General features: G+C 68.5%; 14 protein-coding genes. 9 read left to right on the top strand and 5 right to left on the bottom strand.

Annotated features, from left to right (window positions below):
- Nucleotides 1-116 precede the first annotated feature (116 nt).
- Complete coding sequence (locus tag ACGFNI_RS25625; protein WP_393686985.1) at nt 117-926, top strand: S1 family peptidase; 810 nt, start codon at nt 117-119, stop codon at nt 924-926.
- Between the two features lie 124 nt (nt 927-1,050).
- On the opposite strand, the gene ACGFNI_RS25620 is transcribed toward ACGFNI_RS25625, so the two are convergent.
- Nucleotides 1,051-1,281, bottom strand: coding sequence for a hypothetical protein (locus ACGFNI_RS25620; RefSeq protein WP_393686984.1), 231 nt, complete (start codon nt 1,279-1,281; stop codon nt 1,051-1,053).
- Nucleotides 1,282-1,726: 445 nt separating this feature from the next.
- On the opposite strand from ACGFNI_RS25620, the gene ACGFNI_RS25615 reads away from it, so the two are divergent.
- From ACGFNI_RS25615 to ACGFNI_RS25590, 6 genes are all read left to right on the top strand, one after another.
- Nucleotides 1,727-3,847: a type IIA DNA topoisomerase subunit B gene (locus ACGFNI_RS25615; RefSeq protein ID WP_393686983.1), complete on the top strand. Its 2,121-nt coding sequence runs from the start codon at nt 1,727-1,729 to the stop codon at nt 3,845-3,847.
- A gap of 159 nt (nt 3,848-4,006) precedes the next feature.
- Complete coding sequence (locus ACGFNI_RS25610) at nt 4,007-4,492, top strand: DUF1453 domain-containing protein (RefSeq protein ID WP_393686982.1); 486 nt, start codon at nt 4,007-4,009, stop codon at nt 4,490-4,492.
- Nucleotides 4,493-4,523: 31 nt separating this feature from the next.
- A complete protein-coding gene (locus ACGFNI_RS25605; RefSeq protein WP_393686981.1) occupies nt 4,524-5,690 on the top strand; it encodes a sensor histidine kinase in 1,167 nt (388 codons plus the stop codon).
- Nucleotides 5,687-6,358, top strand: coding sequence for a response regulator (locus ACGFNI_RS25600; protein ID WP_393686980.1), 672 nt, complete (start codon nt 5,687-5,689; stop codon nt 6,356-6,358). The genes ACGFNI_RS25605 and ACGFNI_RS25600 overlap by 4 nt, the downstream gene beginning before the upstream one ends.
- Nucleotides 6,359-6,466: 108 nt before the next feature.
- Nucleotides 6,467-6,964 (top strand): DUF485 domain-containing protein, encoded by a 498-nt coding sequence (locus tag ACGFNI_RS25595; protein WP_393686979.1) that lies wholly within the window; start codon nt 6,467-6,469, stop codon nt 6,962-6,964.
- Nucleotides 6,961-8,565: a cation acetate symporter gene (locus ACGFNI_RS25590; RefSeq protein WP_393686978.1), complete on the top strand. Its 1,605-nt coding sequence runs from the start codon at nt 6,961-6,963 to the stop codon at nt 8,563-8,565. Before ACGFNI_RS25595 ends, ACGFNI_RS25590 begins: the two co-directional genes overlap by 4 nt.
- A gap of 14 nt (nt 8,566-8,579) precedes the next feature.
- On the opposite strand, the gene ACGFNI_RS25585 is transcribed toward ACGFNI_RS25590, so the two are convergent.
- The 3 genes from ACGFNI_RS25585 to ACGFNI_RS25575 form a co-directional block, all read right to left on the bottom strand.
- Entirely contained in the window at nt 8,580-9,254 is a 675-nt protein-coding gene (locus tag ACGFNI_RS25585; protein ID WP_393686977.1) for a response regulator, read from the bottom strand.
- Nucleotides 9,251-10,909: an ATP-binding protein gene (locus tag ACGFNI_RS25580; RefSeq protein ID WP_393686976.1), complete on the bottom strand. Its 1,659-nt coding sequence runs from the start codon at nt 10,907-10,909 to the stop codon at nt 9,251-9,253. The genes ACGFNI_RS25585 and ACGFNI_RS25580 overlap by 4 nt, the downstream gene beginning before the upstream one ends.
- Nucleotides 10,910-11,629: 720 nt before the next feature.
- Entirely contained in the window at nt 11,630-12,640 is a 1,011-nt protein-coding gene (locus ACGFNI_RS25575) for a sucrase ferredoxin (protein WP_393686975.1), read from the bottom strand.
- Between the two features lie 544 nt (nt 12,641-13,184).
- Here ACGFNI_RS25575 and ACGFNI_RS25570 point away from each other — a divergent pair.
- Nucleotides 13,185-14,585 (top strand): CobW family GTP-binding protein, encoded by a 1,401-nt coding sequence (locus ACGFNI_RS25570; RefSeq protein ID WP_393686974.1) that lies wholly within the window; start codon nt 13,185-13,187, stop codon nt 14,583-14,585.
- 210 nt (nt 14,586-14,795) lie between these two features.
- Here ACGFNI_RS25570 and ACGFNI_RS25565 read toward each other — a convergent pair whose 3' ends face one another.
- A complete protein-coding gene (locus ACGFNI_RS25565) occupies nt 14,796-17,246 on the bottom strand; it encodes a DNA topoisomerase (ATP-hydrolyzing) subunit A (protein ID WP_393686973.1) in 2,451 nt (816 codons plus the stop codon).
- Nucleotides 17,247-17,543: 297 nt separating this feature from the next.
- On the opposite strand from ACGFNI_RS25565, the gene ACGFNI_RS25560 reads away from it, so the two are divergent.
- Entirely contained in the window at nt 17,544-18,881 is a 1,338-nt protein-coding gene (locus ACGFNI_RS25560; protein ID WP_393687063.1) for a M16 family metallopeptidase, read from the top strand.
- The last annotated feature ends 15 nt before the right edge of the window (nt 18,882-18,896 follow it).

Here is an 18,896-nt window from a genome sequence, read left to right as displayed (position 1 = left end):
CCGCGAGCCCGGTCCTCCCGTCATGGGAGGGCCGGGCTCGCAGCCGTCCGGGTGCGGGAGGCGGCCGTTTGGGTCACTCTTGGTGGGCGATCGATGTCTCAGAGTCAGGAGCTCGTATGCGCCCGTTCCTCCGCGCCGTACCCGGAGCCCTCGCGCTGGTCCTTGCCATACCGATGACGGCGACCGCTGACGAGTCAGTGGTCGGCGGTCAGCCCGTACAGGCCACACAGAGCCCCTGGGTGGTGGCTCTCGCGTCCCAGGACCGGTTCGGCGGTGAACGCTCCGGGCAGTTCTGCGGTGGCGTGCTGGTCGGCCGCTCAACCGTTGTCACGGCGGCGCACTGTCTGAGTGAAGAAGTGCTGGGTGTGCCCTGGCGGCAGGTGCGCGATCTGCGGGTCATCGCCGGCCGGGAGGATCTCGCCCGTGCCGGCGGACAGGAGCTCAAGGCGACGAAGGTGTGGGTCAGCCCGCAGTACGACAGCTGGACGAACGAGAGCGACATGGCGGTGCTCACCCTGGAGAAGCCGGTGACCAACCGGGCGATCCCGATAGCCGACAGTGACTCCGGCGCCTACGAGCCGGGCGCTGCCGCCACCGTCTACGGGTGGGGTGACACCACGGGGGAGGGCAGCTATGCGACGCGGCTGCGTTCCGCGCGGGTGAATGTCCTGCCGGACTCGGAGTGCGCGCAGGCGTACCCCGGAGGCGCCGACGGCACGTACAAGGCCGCCTCGATGCTGTGTGCGGGCGAGCCGCAGGGTGGGCGGGACGCCTGCCAGGGTGACAGCGGGGGGCCGCTGGTCGTGCAGGGTCGCTTGGTGGGGCTGGTGTCCTGGGGGACCGGCTGCGGGAAGCGGGGGAATCCCGGCGTCTATACGCGCGCCTCGGCGCTGATCCCGGAGGTCGCCGCACATGGCGCCGGCTGAGAGTCCGGAGCTGCCGCGCGGCGTGTGAGCGTACGAGTGCGGGCGGTCTCCCCGGTTGTGCCGGGGAAGCCGCCCGCAACACGGCACTGGGCCGCTACTCGCTCGTCGTCGTGGATGCGATGTGTCAGCGGTCCTCTTCGGACGCAGACGCCGGAGTGGCGGTGAGCCGCTCCGTCTCGTCCTGTATTTCCGCGGCGATCTTCTTGAGTTCTGGCTCGAACTTGCGACCGTGATGGGCGCAGAAGAGCAGTTCTCCGCCGGACATCAGGACGACGCGCAGGTATGCCTGGGCGCCGCAGCGGTCGCAGCGGTCAGCGGCCGTCAGCGGGCTCGCGGGTGTCAGAACAGTAGTCACGTCGCCTCTTCTCTAGCTCGACGAGCTGTCGTACCAGGGTCAACATCCAACCAGGCCGAAAACGTTCCCGCTCGTGCCTATTCCTCGAAAAAATTCTCCGAGGAGGGCCGGGTGCTGCCGGGTGGCGGCGAATGAGCCGTATTGCTTGGTGGTCTGATTCACGTTGGTTGCTGGGGTATGTCCTCCCGGCTGGCTTGCCGGTCGTTGATGAGGACGTGCCCGGAGCCTAAATGGTTCATGCCTCGAAGGGAACGTGATGTTCACGTCACCTCGCCCTCACCCTATCGAGGGATCGAACGAACGATCGAAATTCTACTAGCATGGGAGCGCTTACGGGTGGCGTCGCATCGGCTCTACTGGGCCTCGGTACCCTCTGACCGGCGACACCGCCACAACAGAGTCCGCGGAATGCGGACTGCCAGAAATTCAGCGAGGAGCGAACCGCGTGACCGCCGAGATGTCCGTGCCGTCCACCGCAGTGCTGACCGGGGCAGACCGGGACGGTTCCAACTACACCGCGCGGCATCTGCTCGTCCTCGAGGGGCTGGAGGCCGTCCGTAAGCGTCCCGGCATGTACATCGGCTCGACGGACAGCCGTGGCCTGATGCACTGCCTGTGGGAAATCATCGACAATTCCGTCGATGAGGCGCTGGGCGGCTACTGCGACCACATCGAGGTGATCCTCCACGACGACGGTTCGGTGGAGGTCCGTGACAACGGCCGCGGCATCCCCGTCGACGTCGAGCCCAAGACCGGGCTCAGCGGCGTCGAGGTCGTGATGACCAAACTGCACGCGGGCGGCAAGTTCGGCGGCGGCTCCTACGCCGCGTCGGGCGGCCTGCACGGCGTCGGCGCATCGGTCGTCAACGCCCTGTCCGCACGCCTCGACGTCGAGGTGGACCGCAACAGCAAGACCCACTCGATCAGCTTCCGCCGCGGCGTACCCGGGATCTTCACCGAATCCGGCCCGGATGCTCCGTTCGATCCGGGCAACGGCCTGCTCAAGGGCAAGCGGGTCGCCAAGGCGAAGACCGGCACCCGGGTGCGCTACTGGGCGGACCGCCAGATCTTCCTCAAGGACGCCAAGCTCTCCCTGGAGACGCTGTACGCCAGGGCCCGCCAGACGGCCTTCCTGGTGCCCGGCCTGACCCTCGTCGTCCGTGACGAACGCGGCATCGAGGGCGCGGGCAAGACGGAAGAGACCTTCCACTACGACGGCGGCATCAGCGAATTCTGCGAGTACCTCGCGCAGGACAAGGCCGTGTGCGACGTCCTGCGGCTGACCGGCCAGGGCACGTTCAAGGAGACCGTGCCGGTACTCGACGACCGCGGTCACATGACACCGACCGAAGTCACCAGGGAGCTGGGTGTCGACATCGCGCTGCGCTGGGGGACCGGCTACGACGCGACGGTCAAGTCCTTCGTCAACATCATCGCGACGCCCAAGGGCGGCACGCACGTCTCCGGCTTCGAGCGGTCGATCGCCAAGACCGTCAACGAAGCGCTCCGGTCGACCAAGCTTCTGAGGGTCGCCGAGGACGACGTCGTCAAGGATGACGCCATGGAGGGCCTCACCGCCGTCGTGACCGTACGGCTGGCCGAGCCGCAGTTCGAGGGGCAGACCAAGGAAGTGCTCGGCACCTCCGCCGCTTCCCGGATCGTCGCCCAGGTGGTCAGCAAGGAACTCAAGGCATTCCTGACCTCCACCAAGCGGGACGCCAAGCAGCAGGCGCGGGCCGTCCTGGAGAAGGTCGTGGCCGCGGCCCGTACGCGCATCGCCGCCCGCCAGCACAAGGAGGCGCAACGCCGGAAGACGGCGCTGGAGTCCTCCTCGTTGCCGGCCAAGCTGGCCGACTGCCGCAGTGACGACGTCGACCGCAGCGAACTGTTCATCGTCGAGGGCGACTCGGCGCTCGGCACCGCGAAGCTGGCGCGGAATTCGGAGTTCCAGGCACTGCTGCCGATCCGCGGCAAGATCCTGAATGTCCAGAAGTCATCGATTTCGGACATGTTGAAGAACGCCGAATGCGGATCCATCATCCAGGTCATAGGGGCTGGATCCGGCCGCACCTTCGACATCGACACCGCCCGTTACGGCAAGGTCATCTTCCTTGCCGACGCCGACGTCGACGGCGCCCACATCCGCTGCCTGCTGCTGACGCTGTTCCAGCGCTACATGCGGCCGATGGTCGAGCAGGGCCGTGTCTTCTCCGCTGTTCCGCCCCTGCACCGCGTCGAACGAATCAACCCCAAAAAGGGCCAGGAAAAGTACATTTACACGTACTCCGACAACGAACTGCGTCAGACGCTGCTCGAACTCCAGCGCAAGAACATCCGCTACAAGGACAGCATCCAGCGGTACAAGGGCCTGGGTGAGATGGACGCCGACCAGCTCGCCGAGACCACCATGGACCCCCGGCACCGCACCCTGCGGCGGATCAACATCAGCGATCTCGAAGCGGCGGAGCGGGCGTTCGACCTCCTGATGGGCAACGAAGTCGCACCGCGCAAGGAATTCATCACCAACTCCGCTTCCACGCTGGACCGGTCGCGCATCGACACCTGAGCCGTCACCGGCCGCTCCGGAGGGCGTCTCTCCACCCGTGGGTGGAGAGACGCCCTCCGCGTTTTCCACCCCCTCCCCACCCTGGCTCCGATCCGCCGGAAGGGCCCGCTCCGTAGCGTCGGAGACGTCGGAATTCCCCGCCCCACGGAGGCCCAGGCCATGAGCGGCTTGCTCAACATCGTTGTGATCGTCGCGGTGGTCGCGATCGTTCTCGTCCGCCAGTTCCAGGCGCAGCGGGTGTCCGACAGCAAGAAGTGGTGGCTGATTCCCGTCGTCCTCACCGTGCTGGCGCTACGCGAGCCCGGCCTCCTGGATCCCGCACACCGGGCGGCCTCCGCCGTGCTGCTCGCCGTCGGCCTCCTCATCGGCCTGGCCGGCGGAGCCGCGTGGGCCTGGACCACCACGATGTGGACCGACGAGACCGGTGCCGTCTGGACGAAGGGCAGCCGGAAGACGGCCCTTGTCTGGCTCGCCGGACTCGCTGTCCGCCTGGGGGTGGTCGGAATCGGCGCGCTCCTGGGTGTCCACCAGGGCACACCGGCCATGATGCTGTCCGTCGCCGCGATGCTGTTGACCCGCAGTGGGATCACGGTCGGGAAGGCCCGGTCCGTACGGCCCACGTACCGTGTTCCTGTTGGTGGCTGAGAAGCGTCGCCACCCACCGGAAGGACCATGTGTGCCGTTGACCACCTGGACGAGCTGGCCCCTACGCGAGTCGCTCTCCCGTGACGACCTGACCGACGTCCGACGGTGGATCGGCCGGATCGTCCGCATCGCCCTGGTCGCCGTCCTCGCGTGGGTCACCCTGGCGCGGTCGGACTTCCACGTCTGGGGCATGGCCGTCGCCGCCGCCGGGATCGTGCTGAGCGTGCTGGCGTTCCGCGGCTTCCACCGGCTGACCCTGCGCCGGCGACTGTGGCCCTCCCTCGGGCTGCTGCTGGCGATGGAACTCGGCGCGTTCGCCTTCCAGACCGCGGGGGCCTCACTGCCCGCACTGGTCCTGTGGTGCGGCTGCGCCATCACCGCGATGGAACGGCTGCCACTCGCCGCGGCCGTCGTGTGCGCCGCCACCGCACTCGGCGCCTACGCCGCCGTCAACCACGACAGCTGGCTCACCACCACCACGACGACAGTGGGACTCGCCCTCGCCGGCTACGTGCTGCGGCTGGACTCGGAGGCGCGCGGCAACGCTCACCGGCTGCTCGCGCAGGAACGCGCCGCGCGCAAGGCCGAGGCCGAGACGGCGGCACTCGCCGAACGCGGCCGTATCGCACGGGAGATCCACGACGTCCTCGCCCACAGCCTGAGCGCACAACTGGTCCACCTGGAGGCGGCGAGGCTGCTCATCCACCGCAGCACCGATCTGGAGGCGGACCGCGACCAGATCCTCGAGCGGGTGGTGGCGTGCCGGGGGATGGCCCGTGAGGGCCTGGACGGCACCCGTGAAGCGCTGTCGGCGCTCCGTGGGGAGATGGCCCCGGTCGAGGACTTCCTGCGCGATCTGACGGCCGCTGAGGGCGCGCAGTTGGCCGTTGCGGGGGAGCGTCGCACGCTGTCGCCGGAAGCCGGGCTCGCGGTCCGCCGGGTCGCCCAGGAGGCGCTGACGAACGTACGCAAACACGCCCCGGGTGCCCGGGTGACCGCCCTCCTGGAGTACGCGGAAAGCAGCGTCATCCTGGAGGTGCGGAACTCACGAGGGCGCGGCAAGCCCGGAGAGCTGGCCTCCAGCGGCTCCGGGTACGGTCTCCTGGGGATGCGGGAGCGCGCCGAACTTCTCGGTGGGACGCTGGAATCCGGCCCCGTCAAGGAGGGTTTCGTGGTGCGGTTGCAGGTGCCCGCATGACGGCGCAGCCGGCCCGCGTGGTGGTCGCGGACGATCAGACCGTGGTGCGCGAGGGAATCGTGATGCTGCTGGGGCTGCTGCCCGGCATCGAAGTCGTGGGATCGGCCCCGGACGGCGAGGAAGCCGTCCGCATGGTCGCCGAACTCGCCCCCGACGTCGTCCTGATGGACCTGCGGATGCCCCGCTGCGACGGCGTCGAAGCCACCCGCCGCATCCGGGCGGACCACCCGGGAACCCAGGTGGTGGTCCTCACCACCTACGCCGACGACGACTCGCTCTTCCCCGCGCTCCAGGCCGGTGCCCGCGGATACCTCACCAAAGACGCGGACGGCGACGAAATCGTCCGGGCCATCGACGACGTGCTGTCCGGGGAAGCCGGACTGGCGCCCAAGATCCAGCGACGTTTGCTGGAGCGCTTCGCGGAACCCGTACGGGACTTGCCGCAACCCGCGGACGAACCGCCCGACGGGCTGACCGCACGCGAGGTCGAGGTGCTGCGGCTCGTCGCCGAAGGGCAGTCGAACCCGGAGATCGCCCGCAGCCTGCACGTCTCCACCGCCACGGTGAAGACCCACATCAACAACCTCTTCGGCAAGGCGGGGCTGCGGGACCGCGCACAAGCGATCCACTACGCGTACCGTCACGGCCTCGCGCAGCCACCCACGTAAATCCGTCACCTGATGGGGTGAAGGATACGGAAGGAAGAGTCCAGGAACTTCCTTTCTGTCCATCCTTGAGGCACACGGTCAACAGGCCCGTGCGACAAGGAGTGTTCGGTGGACAAGCACGACGGCCGCACGGCCGCAGAGCCAGAGGTCGGACCGCTCGACGGCCCCTGGAGCGACGCACTCGCCCTCAGGTGGGACGAGTGGGACTACCCGACGGACCACGGAGACGAAACACACGCCATCCCGGCGGCTCCGCCGGTACCGAAACCGAGGTCCGCGGAGCACGACGAGGTGTACCTCGCCGTGCAGCGCAGCGCCGCCTTCCAAGAAGTACGCCGCCGCTACCGGGGTTTCGTCATCCCGGCCACCGTCCTCTTCCTGGTCTGGTACCTCGCCTACGTCATCGCCGCGACGGCCGCCCCGCACCTCATGGCGCGCCACGTCATCGGGGCCGTCAACGTCGCGATGCTGGCCGGACTCGGCCAGTTCATCACCACGTTCTTCCTCACCTGGGCCTACGCGCGCCACGCCCGTCTCCGCCGGGACAACGCCGCGCTGGACATCCGCTGGGAGACCCAGGAGCTGACGGGAGGGAACCTCCGTTGACCGGCGACCACCAGTCCCTGGCCCTCATCCTGTTCAGCGTATTCGTCGCGGTCACCCTGGGGATCACCACCTGGGTCAGCCGCCGTCGGCACGGCTCCGCTGAAGAGTTCTACGCCGGTGGCCGGCTCTTCTCCCCTCTGGAGAACGGCTTCGCCATCGCCGGCGACTACATGTCGGCAGCGTCCTTCCTCGGCATCTCCGGACTCATCGCCCTCTTCGGCTACGACGGCCTCCTCTACTCCGTGGGATTCCTCGTCGCCTGGCTGGTCGTGCTGTTCCTCGTCGCCGAACTGGTCCGCAACTGCGGCCGGTTCACCCTCGCCGACGTCCTGGCCGCCAGGATGCGTGAACGCCCCGTACGCATCGCCGCCGGTACTGCTTCGGTCACCGTCTCCGTGCTCTACCTGGTCGCCCAGATGGTCGGCGCCGGCAGCCTCGTCGCTCTGCTGCTGGAAGGCGCGGGTGCGCAGGAACGCGCCTGGATGGTGATCGGCGTCGGCGCCCTCATGGTCGTCTATGTCGCTTGCGGAGGGATGCGGGCCACCACCTGGATCCAGATCGTCAAAGCCGTACTCCTCATGGGCGGTGCCATCGCACTGACCGTCCTGGTACTCGCCCGTTTCCACGGCGACATCAACACCCTCCTGACGACCGCCGCCGAACGCAGCGGCCACGGCAGCGACTTCCTCGCTCCGGGCCTCAAATACGGCGGTGGCTGGACGGAACGACTGGACTTCATCAGCCTCGGCCTCGCACTGGTTCTCGGAACGGCCGGGCTGCCGCACATCCTGTCCCGCTTCTACACCGTCCCCACGGCGCGCGCCGCCCGCCGGTCCGTCATCTGGTCCATCGGCCTGATCGGCGGGTTCTACCTGATGACGATCGTGCTCGGCTTCGGAGCGGCGGCGGTACTCGGCAGTGACGCGGTACGGGTCTCCAACAGCGCGGGCAACACCGCCGTCCCGCTGCTGGCCCTGGACCTGGGTGGCGGCGCCGGCTCCACGGGCGGCACGGTGCTGTTCGCCGTCGTGGCGGCTGTCGCCTTCGCCACCATCCTGGCCGTCGTCGCCGGCATCACGCTTGCCTCGTCGGCCTCCGTGGCCCACGACCTCTACGCAACGCTCAAGCGCAACCGCCCGACGAAGCAGGGACGGGTACACAGCGAGGTGACCGTGGCACGCGTCGCGGCTGTCGCAGTCGGTGCGGTGGCCATCGCCCTTGCGCTGCTCGCCCAGGACCTGAACGTCGCATTCCTCGTCGGTCTGGCCTTCGCCGTGGCAGCATCGGCCAATCTTCCGGTACTGCTCTACGCGCTGTTCTGGCGCCGGTTCACGACCAAGGGCGCCGTCTGGTCCGTGTACGGCGGCCTGGTACCGGCCATCGTGCTCGTGGTCCTCTCGCCGGTGGTTTCCGGCAGCCCGACAGCGATCTTCCCGGGACTGGACTTCCAGCTCTTCCCCCTGGAGAACCCCGGTGTCGTATCGATTCCACTGGGCTTCTTCATGGGATGGCTGGGGACCGTGGCCTCTCCGGAACCCGCCGACGCGGCCCGCCACGCGGAGACCGAAGTGCGGGCGCTGACCGGGGCAGGAGCGGCGTAGGCGCGAACTGCGGCCTACACCCACTCGTAGCGGTGCTCGGGGCGTCCGGTCTCGCCATACCTGAGGGTGAGGCGGACGCGCCCGGTCCGCTCGAGCAGCTTGAGATAGCGCTGCGCCGTCTGCCTGCTGAGACCTGCCCGCACGGCGACGTCCTGGGCGGAGAGCGGGGCGTCTGCGGTCCGCAGCACGGACCGCACACGGTCGGCGGTGGCCGCGGAATGCCCTTTGGGCAGTTCCGCCGGGCCCGCACCCGTAGCGCTCAACGCGCCGAAGATACGGTCCACTTCGTACTGCTCCGCCTGCCCGCCGCCCTCGAAAGCGCGATGCAGGGCCGCGTAGCCCTCCAGCTTGGAGCGCAGGCCGGCAAACGTGAACGGTTTCACCAGGTACTGCAGCGCGCCCTGACGCATCGCTGCCTGAACCGTCGCGATGTCACGAGCGGCCGTCACCATGATGACGTCGGTCAACAGACCACGTCGGCGTAGGACGCTCACCAGGTGGAGGCCCGTTTCGTCCGGCAGGTAGTGGTCCAGGAGGATCAGATCGACGGGGTGCGCGTCCAGAGCGGCCAGTGCGTCGGCCACGGTGTGTGCCATGCAACTGACCCGGAATCCCGGGACCTTGGCGACGTAGGCGGCATTGATCTCCGCGACGCGCATGTCGTCGTCCACGACCAGTACGTCGATCATCGGCAGGTTCCCGTGGCGTCGTCGTTGGGGTGGGTGGGCGCCGCGTCCTTACCGCCCCTAGGAGTGTGGGTTTCCGTGACTGTCCCTGGGTGGGCTGCGGCATATGAGTCGGGAAGTACGTCGGAGAAGGCGTCGGGGAGTGTGACAGTGAACATCGCTCCACCACCGGGGCGTTCACCAACCTCTGCTCTGCCTCCGTATCGCTCGGCGAGCCGGCGAACCAGTGCCAAACCGATGCCACGGCGACCGTGGGCCGGTGGGTCCTTCGTCGTCCAGCCTTCGGTGAAGATCTCGACGCGTTGCGCCTCGGGAACACCCGGGCCGTTGTCGCAGACGCGGATGACCGCGGTCCGGCCTTCGGCACGTACCTCTACTTCGAGCCGTGCGTCGCGCGTCGTCGCCGTCGCATCGAGGGCGTTGTCCACCAGGTTGCCGAGAACGGTCACGAGGCTGTGCGGATCTATCAGCCGGTCGGGGAGGAGCGTGTCGGCGGAGATGCTGAGCGAAGCACCGCGTTCGGCGGCGACAGTCGCCTTGCCCACCAGGAGGGCAGCGAGTAGCGGATCGTGAATGCGCTCGGTGACCTGCTCCGCTGTTACCCGGTGTACTCCGACAGCTTGCGTCACGAAGTCGGCGGCCTCCTCGTGAAGGCCCAGTTCCAGCAGGCCAAGGAGCGTATGCAGACGATTGGCATGCTCGTGGTCCTGCGCCCGGAGGGCATCGATCAGCCCACGAGTGCCATCCAACTCACGTCCCAGCCGTTCCAGCTCGGTTCGGTCACGCAGGGTGACAACTGCACCGCCGTCGTCGGTCGGCATACGATTGACAACGAGCACACGTTGTCCACTGACGGCCAGCAGGTCCGTTCCGGATACCCGGCCGGCCAGCACGTCTGCCGTACGGCCTGGAGGGAGCGCGGTGTCCAAGGGGCGACCGACATCCTCGGCACACAGATCCAGGAGCCGTTGTGCCTCGTCGTTCATCAGGCGGATCCGGCCGTGCCGGTTCAGTGCGAGGAAGCCTTCGCGGATGCCGTGCAGCATCGCCTCGCGTTCGTTGAGCAGGGCGGAGATGTCGGAGAACGCCAAGTCATGGGTACGGCGCTGGAGACGACGGGAGACGAGGTAGGCGGCCAGGGCGCCCACGGCCAAGGCGCCGCCTGCGTAGGCCAGCAGTTGGGGGACGGTCGACAACAGCCGCTCGTGCACGCTCTCGTACGCGATGCCAACCGACACTGCACCGATGATTTTGCCGTTCGCGTCCCGCAACGGCACCTTGCCGCGTGCGGACCTTCCGAGGGTGCCTTCGTCGATCTGCATGATGTCGCGGCCCGACAGAGCAGCGCTGGGATCGGTGGAGACATGGCGCCCGATCTCGTCGGGATCGGTGTGTGACCACCGCACGCCGTGATTGTCCATGACCACGACATACTCGGCGCCGGTCGCGGTACGGATCCGTTCGGCTGCGTCCTGAACAGGGCCGTGAGGCGTTGGTTGCGAGGCCACCAGAGCGTCGTCCAGGCGCGGCTCGGCTGCGGTGGTTTGCGCAATTGCCAGCGCGCGATGCATCGCCTGATTGTCGAGTTCGGTGCTGAGTGGGGCGAGGAACAGCCCGGTTGCCAACCCCGTGACGCCGGTCGTGATCGCCAGCTGCATCAGCAACACCTGGGAGAACACGCGACGTGGCCATCCCAAGTGGGTGAGGGTTAGGCGTTTGCGGTCGGTGGCATGGCTGGTGCCACCCGCAGACTGATCACCGGTACCGGCCACGCCCGAAAACGGCCGCGCAGCGTTTTGTGGCTGAGGGGCCGAAGCTCCACTTCGGGATGGCGGGCCGGGAAATGGGGCGGAGCCCGAGCGCCCAGTGGCTCTCGGGTACGGAGCTGGTGCTTCCTTCTCGCCCATGTGAACGAACAGTAAGCGTCGCAGTGGCCGGCTCCGCAATGGGGTTCGAAGGTTTCCGGAAGGTGCTCGTAGAGCAAGGGAAGCCCGACTTTGAGTAGCTGTCGGCGACGCTCGGCGAGTTATCCACAGGCCTTTCGTCTACACACAGTGAGGTCTTAGCCTCGCGGGTGCGAGAGGGAAACGCTCGCGGCTTGGCCGAGGAGCCAGCAGCAGCCGGAGCGGCGAAGAGCTGGAAACAATGAAGTCGACGGGGGAGCGGGGCCTGTGGTGACAGAGCTGCGGAGCGTTGCATGGAAGGGGCTCGCCGTGCCGTTAGTGGTCCCGGCTTTCGGCCTGGGGCTTGCGGTGGCGCTGGGGCTGACCATCGGGTTTGCCTGCGCGCGAGATGGGGGACGTCCTGGTGCTCTCGGACAGAGATCACGTCGGCGGGCCCCTTCCGGGAGAGCCGACCACTCGGCCGAGCCTCGAGGATCAGGTGAACGGAAGCATGGGCACGTCGATCGGAGCCATGGCCAAGTTGCCAGGAACAGCCGCGATGTCGGTCACGGCCATACGCGAAGGTGGGCCGAACAGCGCGCCACAGCTCGCGGGCGCCGAAGCACCGTCGGACCGTTGCTCGACCACGACCTGCCACATGCGTCCGTCGGAGTGCGCGACGGACACGGTCCAGGCGGGGATGCGCCCCGTGGAGGCGCTGTCACCGGGAGGCGTGTTGGCACTCCTCGGTTCGGGCCGCACCGAGTCGGCCCGTACGACGTCGAGTGCGTTCGCCCGATCCTCCCCCAGAAGGTCGCGGACGGCGAGCTCGGCGGCCTGTCCAGGCCGATCCCAAGCGGACCGGCCCCGGCAGTGGTCGAGCGTGACCCTGCCATTGCGCGCCGCGTCCACGGCGGTCTTCACCAGCTGAGCCGAGGCGCGACCGTAGGCGTAGCCGAAGGGGAGCACGAAGAGGGTGGGTGCGAACCGGTGGCCCCCGATATGCGTGACCTCCCAGGTGTCGGCGCCGCTGGACAGGAGCTCAGCCGCGAGCGGACGGCCAAGAACAGCACAGCAACGGTCCCGCCTGCCGTTGGTGCAGACGAGGACCACAGGGTCACCCGTGTGCGGGCTCCACAGTCCGCCGTGATCGCCGAACCCCAGGGCGACGAAATCCAACCGGAGCAGCGCGGCCTGCAGGTCGGTAACTGTCGTCGTACGGATCCAGGTAGAGCCCGGCGCGGTGTGCGCGAGGAAGAGCCGGCGGGAGGACGTTCCGTGGCCGTCGGCGTGTCGTCCGGGCCTTCGGATGAGGGCGACACGGACTCCGGTACCCGTTGTCGCAGCTTCCAGAGCTCGGCCGATGTGCGGGTCGAGGTGGCTGTCCGTAAGCGCCTTCTCGCCCCACGGGCCGGGTTGTTCGATGAGCAGCCAGGTTCGGGCGGTAGCCGCAGTTCCGGCCAAGGATTCGGCCGCTTCGAGGGAAGTGGTGGTGCAGGTGCTCACAAAGGTGAGCCTAACCGGCCTGGTCGGGAGACGGATGTGGGCGGGTGGGGAGACGGTGCCCAAGCAGGCGCGAGAGGCGCGCGTCGTGGGTCACGTACCAGGCGCGGAGGTCGGCAACATCGCTCCCGCGCGGCGGGAGGCGGGAAAAGTCAGCGGCGCAGAGCTTCTGTCACGAGGCCCAGGGGCACGGGGCCTAGGCAGGCCCGCGGGCAGCGAGAGCGGTGACGTTGATCGTGCCCGGCGCGCAGGTGTGAGGAGCAACTGACCGTTCGATCACTGACGGTGGCGAGCAGCGCTGCGGTACCGAGCGCTCCCTCGCGTCGGTTCTTACGGACCTGCTGGTCGTGGCAGTGGCTCTGCAGGGTGTTGTGCTGGATCGTTCGGTCCAGGGGGAGGCTGGTCGCGGGACGACCAGGCGTAGGGGTGGGGATCGGGCCTGTTTCGGCTTCGGCGGTCCGTTACGATCGACAGCTCGTTCGCCGCCGGTTCGTACGGTTCGCCATCCGCAGCTCGGCCCGGCGCCCGCACCATGGAGGCGCATCCCTTGGCCACGCAACAGATTCCGGTTGTCGTCCTCGCGGGCTTTCTGGGGTCGGGCAAGACGACGCTGCTCAATCATCTGCTCGCCGCCGGCGACGGAACGCGTATCGGCGCGATCGTCAATGACTTCGGCAGCATCGAAATCGATGCGATGACCGTCGCCGGTCAGGTGGACTCGATGGTGTCGCTCGGCAACGGTTGCCTGTGTTGCGCTGTCGACACCAGCGAACTGGACGACTATCTGGAGCGCCTCGCCCGGCCTGCGGCTCGTATCGACGTGATCGTCATCGAGGCAAGTGGCTTGGCCGAACCGCAAGAAGTCATCCGCATGATCCTGGCCAGTGAGAACAGCCGCATCGTCTACGGCGGGCTGGTCGAGGTCGTCGACGCGGCAGAGTTCGAAGCGACACGTGCCCGCCACCCGGAGCTCGACCGTCACGTGGCGATCGCTGACATTGTCGTGCTCAACAAGGCCGATCGCATCGGAGACGCGAGACGAGCACAGCTCAGGGACACGCTGGCGGAGCTTGCTCCGGGGCGGCCGGTGATCAGCGCGGCGTACGGGCGGGTCGATCCGGAGCTGTTCTTCGACCGCGGGCCAGGTGAGGACAACGATGAGGCTGTGCGCCAGCTGTCGTTCGAGGACCTGCTGAGGGAGACAGCTGCCTACCGGACGGCGGTTGCCGGTAGCACCGATCCATCGGACCACGTATCGGGCGTTCGGTCCTCGTACGGATACGCCGATCAGCACAGCAACGATCCGTACGACGGCAGCCCGTACGGCAACACCCCGGACAGCGATGAGCTGAGGGGCGACGCGCAGTTGCTGGCCCATGGAGCACAGCCGCATGGCGGCCAGGGACTGCCGGGGGATCAGCTCAGTCGACATGTCGACTCAGGTGTGCGCGACGGGCACACTCACGTCACTGGTGAGCAGTGTTCCGGCGGCTGTCACACCGGGCATCTGCACAGCGCCTACGAGAGCGTGGAGTTCACGTCGGAACAGCCGATGCATCCGCGTCGGTTGATGGAGTTTCTCGACAGTCGTCCCGTCGGCCTGTACCGCATCAAGGGGTTCGTTCACTTTGATGTGCCGGGTAGCAGGCAGAAGTTCGGCCTGCATGCGGTCGGCGACTTCTTGCGGTTCTACCCGTCGGCTTGGGAGCGCGGCGAGGTCCGCAGTACGCAGCTTGTGCTGATCGGCAGTGGGATTGATGCGGCGGCGCTGCGCAAGGAGTTGGAGGGCTGTCGCCACGTTGCGGCAGGTGATGCTGCGCCGCGCACGGCGGACACGGACACCAGCGCCGCCGGACATCACCCCGCCGCCCCGGATGACGACTTCTTGGAGCGGAGCATGTGGGGTGTGCTGCGGTACGTCGCCGGCCAGGAAGCCGCTGAGTGGTAGATGGCCGGGCGGCTGAGGCCGTGGGCCCGGAGGGCAGCCCGGCATGTCCGGCACAACACCTGGTGGTAGCAGCAACCACCGTGCGGATCACGCCCGGAGGCCGGAGAAGAAAGACAACGCGAAGGCCGCGCCGCGGCCGTCGGGTGGTGGTGCCCGTCCTACGGGGCAGCTGCCCAACGGCCGCAGCGCGGCCTCGGCCGCCGGATGTTGCTACACCGGGCCCGCCACTGCCGACACCGTCTTGGTGAGCGGCACGCCCGAGCCGTCCCGGCGCGGATCCACCTCGGGCAGGCTCACCGGGGAGCCCTTGGCGTCCGCGGCATGGGCAGGTGCGGCTCCGGCCCAGGCGAAGGTCAGGCAGTCCTCGCCCTTCAGGAAGCGCTGGCAGCGCACGCCGCCGGTCGCCCGGCCCTTGCGCGGGTACTGGTCGAACGGCGTCAGCTTGGCCGTCGCCTCCGAGTCGTCCAGGGTGCCGTGCGATCCGGCGATGGTGAAGACCATGGCGTCGGCGGCCGGATCGACCGCGCCGAAGGCGATGACCTTCGCGCCGTCGCCGAGCTTGATGCCCGTCATGCCGCCCGCAGGACGGCCCTGCGGACGTACCTGCGCCGCCTGGTAGCGCAGCAGTTGGGCCTCGTTGGTGATGAAGACCAGGTCTTCCTCGCCGGTGCGCAGCTCGACGGCGCCGACGATGCGGTCGCCCTCCTTGAGGGTGATGACCTCCAACTCGTCCTTGTGCGCCGGGTAGTCGGGCACCACCCGCTTGACGACGCCCTGTTCGGTGCCGAGCGCGAGGCCGGGTGAGGACTCGTCCAGCGTCGTCAGGCAGATCAGCTGTTCGCCGTCCTCCAGCGTCAGGAACTCCGCGAGCGGGGCGCCGCCGGAGAGGCTGGGGGCGGCGGCGGTGTCCGGGAGCTGCGGCAGATCGATCACCGGGAGGCGCAGCAGCCGGCCCGTTGACGTCACGGCGCCGACCTCGCCGCGGGTCGTCGCCGGCACCGCGGAGACGATGGCGTCGTGCTTGACGCGCTTGGCGTCGGCGTCGAACGGCACGTCGCCGCCTGCCGTGCGGGCCAGCAGCCCGGTCGACGACAGCAGCACCCGGCACGGGTCGTCGGAGACCTCCAGCGGCACCGAGGCGACCGAGGTGCCCGCCGACTCCAGCAGCACCGTACGGCGGTCCGTGCCGTACTTCTTGGCGACGGCGGCCAGTTCGCCGGAGACCAGCTTGCGCAGCTCGGTGTCCGACTCCAGGATGCGGGTCAGTTCCTCGATCTCGGTCTGCAGGCGGTCGCGCTCCGACTCCAGCTCGACGCGGTCGAACTTGGTCAGCCGGCGCAGCGGGGTGTCGAGGATGTACTGCGTCTGGATGTCGCTGAGCGAGAAGCGCTCGATCAGCCGTTCCTTGGCCTGGGCGCTGTTCTCGCTGGACCGGATGAGCCGGATGACCTCGTCGATGTCGACGAGGGCGGTGAGCAGTCCCTCCACCAGGTGGAGACGGTCGCGTCGCTTGGCACGGCGGAACTCGCTGCGCCGCCGCACCACGTTGAAGCGGTGGTCGACGTAGACCTCGAGCAGCTCCTTGAGGCCCAGCGTCAGCGGCTGGCCGTCCACCAGGGCGACGTTGTTGATGCCGAAGGACTCCTCCACCGGCGTCAGCTTGTAGAGCTGCTCCAGGACGGCTTCCGGGTTGAAGCCGTTCTTGATCTCGATGACCAGGCGCAGGCCGTGTTCGCGGTCGGTGAGGTCCTTGACGTCGGCGATGCCCTGCAGCCGCTTCGAACCGACCAGGTCCTTGATCTTGGAGATGACCTTCTCGGGGCCCACGGTGAAGGGGAGTTCGGTGATGACCAGCCCCTTGCGGCGCGCCGTGACGTTCTCCACGGCCACGGTGGCGCGGATCTTGAACGAGCCGCGGCCCTTCTCGTACGCGTCCCGTACGCCGCCAAGGCCGACGATCCGGCCGCCCGTCGGCAGGTCGGGCCCCGGCACGAAGCGCATCAGGGTTTCGAGGTCGGCGTTCGGATGCTTGATCAGGTGGCGGGCCGCGGCGATCACCTCGCCGAGGTTGTGCGGCGGCATGTTCGTCGCCATTCCCACCGCGATGCCGGACGCGCCGTTGACCAGGAGGTTGGGGTACGCGGCGGGGAGGGCGACCGGCTCCTGCTCCTGGCCGTCGTAGTTCGGCGCGAAGTCGACGGTGTCCTCGTCGATGGACTCCGTCATCAAGGATGTCGCCGACGCCATCCGGCACTCGGTGTACCGCATCGCGGCGGGCGGGTCGTCGTTGCCGAGCGAGCCGAAGTTGCCGTGGCCGTCGACCAGGGGCAGCCGCATCGAGAACGGCTGCGCCATGCGCACCAGCGCGTCGTAGATGGAGGCGTCACCGTGCGGGTGGAGCTTACCCATCACCTCGCCGACGACCCGGGCGCACTTGACGTAGCTGCGTTCGGGCCGCAGGCCCATCTCGTTCATCTGGTAGAGGATGCGGCGGTGCACGGGCTTGAGGCCGTCGCGGGCGTCCGGCAGGGCGCGGGAGTAGATGACCGAATACGCGTACTCGAGGTAGGAACCCTGCATCTCGTCGACGACGTCGATGTCGAGGATTCTCTCCTCGAAGTCGTCCGGCGGCGGCGGGGTCTTCGTGCTGCGGCGGGCCATCGCGGCTGCGGCTCCTTCTGCTGCGTCTACTGCCGATGTGGGGTCGACCGGCCGTTGGGTGAACAGCCGCCGGTCCGACCGGCTGGGGGATCGACCGGTGAGTCTGCCTGAGTCTGACGCGGACCATTGTGGACCGCCCCACTGACAACGCCGACCGCGACTCCCCCTCAGCCGGCCCGCCGCCGGCCGCGGACCGCTCGTACGAGGTCGCTCGGGCGGGAACTTCGCCAGATGCCGACGCGCTTGCATACAGTGACAGAACTTCCTCGCAAGCGGATCGAAGGGACGTACATGCCCATGGGTCACACGGCCACAGAACAAGCCGGCTCCGGCGGACTGACAGCGACCGAGCACCGGCTGGCCAATGGCCTGCGCGTGGTGCTCTCCGAAGACCACCTGACGCCGGTGGCGGCCGTCTGCCTGTGGTACGACGTCGGCTCCCGCCACGAGGTGAAGGGCCGTACGGGCCTGGCCCACCTCTTCGAGCACCTCATGTTCCAGGGTTCCGGGCAGGTCAAGGGCAACGGCCACTTCGAGCTCGTCCAGGGCGCCGGCGGCTCGCTGAACGGCACCACGAGCTTCGAGCGGACCAACTACTTCGAGACCATGCCCGCCCACGAGCTGGAGCTCGCGCTCTGGCTGGAGGCGGACCGGATGGGCTCGCTGCTGACCGCGCTCGACGACGATTCCCTGGAGAACCAGCGGGACGTCGTCAAGAACGAGCGCCGCCAGCGCTACGACAACGTCCCCTACGGCACGGCCTTCGAGAAGCTGACGGCCATGGCGTACCCGGAGGGCCACCCGTACCACCACACCCCCATCGGGTCGATGGCCGACCTGGATGCCGCGTCCCTGGAGGACGCGCGGGCGTTCTTCCGCACGTACTACGCGCCCAACAACGCGGTCCTGTCGGTCGTCGGTGACATCGACCCCGAGGAGACGCTGGCGTGGATCGACAAGTACTTCGGGTCGATCCCCATGCACGACGGCAAGCAGCCGCCGCGCAGCGGCGAACTGCCCGAGACCATGGGCGCCCAGCTGCGCGAGATCGTCGAGGAGGAGGTGCCGTCCCGCGCTCTGATGGCGGCCTACCGCCTGCCGCACGACGGCACCCGTGAGGTCGACGCCGCCGACCTGGCGCTGACCGTCCTGGGCGGCGGGGAGTCCTCGCGGCTCTACAACCGCCTGGTGCGACGCGACCGCAGCGCCGTCGCCGCCGGCTTCGGCCTGCTGCGGCTGGCCGGTGCGCCGTCCCTGGGCTGGCTGGACGTCAAGACGTCCGGTGGCGTGGCGGTGCCGGACATCGAGAGCGCCGTCGACGAGGAGCTGGCCCGCTTCGCCGCGGAGGGGCCGACGCCGGAGGAGATGGAGCGCGCGCAGGCCCAGTTGGAGCGTGAGTGGCTGGACCGCCTCGCCACGGTCAGCGGCCGTGCCGACGAACTGTGCCGCTACGCCGTCCTGTTCGGCGACCCGCAGCTCGCGCTGTCCGCCGTGCAGCGTGTCCTGGAGATCACGCCGCAGGAGGTGCAGGCCATCGCCCAGGCCCGGCTGCGCCCCGACAACCGCGCGGTGCTCGTGTACGAGCCGACCGCGGCCGACGAGACCGCCGACAACGACGAGGAGGCGGCCCAGTGAGCGACGCCGCGACCG

The sequence above is a fragment of the Streptomyces sp. NPDC048644 genome, assembly GCF_043199105.1.
GTDB lineage: Bacteria > Actinomycetota > Actinomycetes > Streptomycetales > Streptomycetaceae > Streptomyces.
Note: the sequence above shows the minus strand (reverse complement) of the source record. Positions and strands in the feature narration are given on the sequence as shown.

Bases quoted from the DNA above. Each gene is read 5' to 3' on its own strand.
- ACGFNI_RS25610 (WP_393686982.1), top strand. From the start codon at position 4,007: ATGAGCGGCTTGCTCAACATCGTTGTGATCGTCGCGGTGGTCGCGATC.
- ACGFNI_RS25565 (WP_393686973.1), bottom strand. From the start codon at position 17,246: ATGGCCCGCCGCAGCACGAAGACCCCGCCGCCGCCGGACGACTTCGAG.
- ACGFNI_RS25580 (WP_393686976.1), bottom strand. From the start codon at position 10,909: ATGCAGCTGGCGATCACGACCGGCGTCACGGGGTTGGCAACCGGGCTG.
- ACGFNI_RS25585 (WP_393686977.1), bottom strand. From the start codon at position 9,254: ATGATCGACGTACTGGTCGTGGACGACGACATGCGCGTCGCGGAGATC.
- ACGFNI_RS25625 (WP_393686985.1), top strand. From the start codon at position 117: ATGCGCCCGTTCCTCCGCGCCGTACCCGGAGCCCTCGCGCTGGTCCTT.
- ACGFNI_RS25560 (WP_393687063.1), top strand. From the start codon at position 17,544: ATGGGTCACACGGCCACAGAACAAGCCGGCTCCGGCGGACTGACAGCG.
- ACGFNI_RS25600 (WP_393686980.1), top strand. From the start codon at position 5,687: ATGACGGCGCAGCCGGCCCGCGTGGTGGTCGCGGACGATCAGACCGTG.